The organism is Candidatus Parvarchaeota archaeon (assembly GCA_016866895.1).
Lineage (GTDB): Archaea > Micrarchaeota > Micrarchaeia > Anstonellales > VGKX01 > VGKX01.
The window spans coordinates 1-2,785 of the sequence record VGKX01000155.1 but is presented as its reverse complement, the minus strand read 5'-3'; the positions used below and the strand labels follow the sequence as shown (position 1 = coordinate 2,785).

General features: G+C 46.7%; 5 protein-coding genes. 4 read left to right on the top strand and 1 reads right to left on the bottom strand.

The features are described 5' to 3' along the window. Positions 1-479: YkgJ family cysteine cluster protein (locus FJZ26_05340; GenBank protein MBM3229830.1), on the top strand; the 479-nt coding region annotated here is incomplete at its 5' end. A gap of 10 nt (positions 480-489) precedes the next feature. Here the strand turns inward: FJZ26_05340 and FJZ26_05335 are convergent. Continuing rightward, entirely contained in the window at positions 490-828 is a 339-nt protein-coding gene (locus FJZ26_05335; protein MBM3229829.1) for a DUF488 family protein, read from the bottom strand. A 72-nt stretch (positions 829-900) separates the two neighbouring features. Here FJZ26_05335 and FJZ26_05330 point away from each other — a divergent pair, with 72 nt between their 5' ends. Genes FJZ26_05330 through FJZ26_05320 form a run of 3 tightly spaced genes read left to right on the top strand, consistent with a single transcriptional unit; the run spans position 901 to position 2,412 of the window. Then, positions 901-1,176 (top strand): peptidylprolyl isomerase, encoded by a 276-nt coding sequence (locus FJZ26_05330; protein ID MBM3229828.1) that lies wholly within the window; start codon positions 901-903, stop codon positions 1,174-1,176. Between the two features lie 60 nt (positions 1,177-1,236). Beyond that, entirely contained in the window at positions 1,237-1,635 is a 399-nt protein-coding gene (locus FJZ26_05325) for an arsenate reductase ArsC (protein MBM3229827.1), read from the top strand. A 60-nt stretch (positions 1,636-1,695) separates the two neighbouring features. Next, entirely contained in the window at positions 1,696-2,412 is a 717-nt protein-coding gene (locus tag FJZ26_05320; protein ID MBM3229826.1) for an alanyl-tRNA editing protein, read from the top strand. The last annotated feature ends 373 nt before the right edge of the window (positions 2,413-2,785 follow it).

Here is a 2,785-nt window from a genome sequence, read left to right as displayed (position 1 = left end):
TGACAATACCGGAGGCTAAAAGGCTTGCACGCGAGCTGGCACAAGAGGATAACAACGGCGAGGCGCAAAGGCTTGCGCCTTCAGACTTTTTGGAGTTTTCATGCCAGATTGACTCTAAAGGGACACCGCACTATCCTTTATTGGTAAGAGAGGGCGGCAGGGTGCATGAGTATTTTCTCATTCTTAAAAGAAGGCAGAAAAAGGAGTGTGTGTTTTTGGGCGAGGACAGCGCTTGTGGGATTTACGCACACAGGCCTCATGTGTGCAGGCTTTATCCCTTTGAGTTTGACGGCAGGACTGTTAAGAAAAAAGCCCTTTGCCCGATAAAGTTCCAGGCCGAGGGGCACGAGGCAGAAATGGCAAGACAGCTAAAGGAGGACTTGTTTGGGCATGAGAAGTTTGCCCGAAAATGGATTGAAAAATATGGAAAACAAGGCATTGCGCCCGACATGGCAAGGTTTGTGGAGTATTTTGGATAGCTGCTGCAATTCAAAGTGACTTGCATTTCTCAACAATTAACCCGCCAATGCTTTTCCCCTCAAAATCAGGATAGGAAACCAGGGTAATATCAAAGCTTTCGGCCTGCTTCTTAAGTTTTTTTAGGCGCTCAAGTTGGGCGTCAAGTTCCTTGGAGTATTGGGATGCAAATTCATCAAAACTTAGTTGTTTGCTTGTCAGTTTGCCGTAAAGTTCTTGTGAAGGAGAAAGATTGGGGTTGAAGCCATCTGCCCAGGATGCCTTGAACTTCTTTGGCCACAGCTTTGTGACAAGAAGCCGATAGCCGTCCGAATCAGCAGGCTTATCTTGCGTGGTTTTTGCATAGAGCATAGGGTAAAACTTGAAAGCTACCCAAATATAAGGATTGCTGGAAAAAGCAACTCAATTTCGGAGGTAATTATAATGGAAATCAGGGCAAGCCACATTTTGCTAGACACGCAGGAAGAAGCCCAAAGCGTCCTTAAAATGATTGGAGAGGGACGGAAGTTTGAGGATATGGCCCGCAAGTTTTCAAAGTGCCCAAGCAACGAGGTGGGCGGCGATTTGGGTTTTTTTGGCAAGGGCCAGATGGTAAAGGAGTTTGAGGATGCTGCATTCTCGCTTCCAGTGGGGCAGGTAAGCACGCCCGTCAAGACGGAATTCGGTTATCACCTGATTAAAGTGACTGGGAAAAGATAGGGGCTTGGATTAAGCAATGCACTGGAGCTTTAGCAATCCGAGTATTGGCGATTGATTTGCATGCAGCCTAAAAAAATCCTTTTTGTCTGTGTTGGGAATGCTGCAAGAAGCCAGATGGCGCAGGGGTTTGCAAACCATCTTGGAAAAGGCAGGGTGATTGCGCAAAGTGCTGGCACGCATCCTGCAAGCAAAATATCCGCGCAAGCAGTGCAGACAATGGCAGAGGTCGGAATTGACATTTCCAGACAGGCGCCAAAAAGGCTCACTGAAAAAATGGCAAAAAACGCGGACTTGATTATAACAATGGGGTGCGGGGTTGAGGTTGGGTGCCCAATAACCTGCATCAAAGAAACAGTTGATTGGGGGCTTGCAGACCCAAAAGGATGGGATGCTGAAAGGATGAGAAAGATACGGCATGAAATAAAGGCAAAGGTGCTTGAGCTGCTTGAAACAGTATAATGGGCATGAATTGCGGATAGTGAAAATGGAATAAATTTGGTTATGGTTTGTGGTGAATTCATGACAAAAATACTTTGCCTTGAGAACTGCTACATAAAAAATTGTGATGCAAAAGTGGAGATGCTTGTGTCGCCTTGCGAATTAGTGCTTGACCAGACCGCGTTTTACCCGCGAGGCGGCGGGGTTGCATGCGACATCGGAACAATTACAAGAAAATCCGATGGAAAGATTTTCAAGGTGATTGAGGTTTCAAAAAAAGACGGAAACGTAGTGCATAAAGTGGAGGTTGCAGGATTGAACGCTGGCGACGAGGTAGGCTGCGAAATCGACTGGGAGAGGCGCCATAGGCTGATTCGCGCTCACACGGCAGCCCACATACTTGCCCAGGCCACTGCAGCCAGAACTGGCGCGCTGATAACCGGCAACCAGATTGAGCCTGAAAAATGCCGCTTTGATTTTTCGCTTGAGAACTTTGACAGGCAGCTTATGGATTCTATTGTCGCGCAGGCAAATTTGGAAATAGGCAAAAATGCCGATGTGAAAATTTACTCGCTTCCCCGTGACGAGGCGTTCAAGATACCAGGGATTGTCAAGCTTGCAGGCGCGCTTCCGCCAAGCATCCCGGTGCTTCGGATTGTCGAGGTGGTCGGGATTGACATCCAGGCGGATGGAGGCCCCCATGTGAAAAATACTTCTGAAATTGGGAAAATTGAGATAATTTCAATGGAAAACAAGGGCAAAAGCAACAGGAGAATATACTTCAGACTTGTGCCATAAAAAGGATTTGGAAGGCTGATGCAACAAAGGATTTATTATAAACCTGCACAGTGAAAAATTCTTGTGATGACATACAGGTTTGCCAAGGAAGGCGCAGGCATTTTCGTGCTAATGCTTTTCAGTGACGAAAACCTGGAGCGCTGAAAATAACACTAACAAAGGAGGAACAGGATTATGGCAAAATTCAAGGACGCGACAAGAAGGCAGTCAAGAAAAATGATTACACGTGCCAAAGCAAAGGCAAAAAAGGCGGCATGGAGGAGTGGAGCAAAGGCAAGGGGAAATTGCTGCGACGATGATTGCAAGTGCGAATGCTGCTAACAAACTGTTTTTGGGGAATGAGAGATGATTTACTGCGCAAGAATCGTTTTTC

Coding starts and splice junctions, on each gene's coding strand:
- FJZ26_05325 (MBM3229827.1), top strand. CDS start 1,237: ATGCAGCCTAAAAAAATCCTTTTTGTCTGTGTTGGGAATGCTGCAAGA.
- FJZ26_05335 (MBM3229829.1), bottom strand. CDS start 828: ATGCTCTATGCAAAAACCACGCAAGATAAGCCTGCTGATTCGGACGGC.
- FJZ26_05320 (MBM3229826.1), top strand. CDS start 1,696: ATGACAAAAATACTTTGCCTTGAGAACTGCTACATAAAAAATTGTGAT.
- FJZ26_05330 (MBM3229828.1), top strand. CDS start 901: ATGGAAATCAGGGCAAGCCACATTTTGCTAGACACGCAGGAAGAAGCC.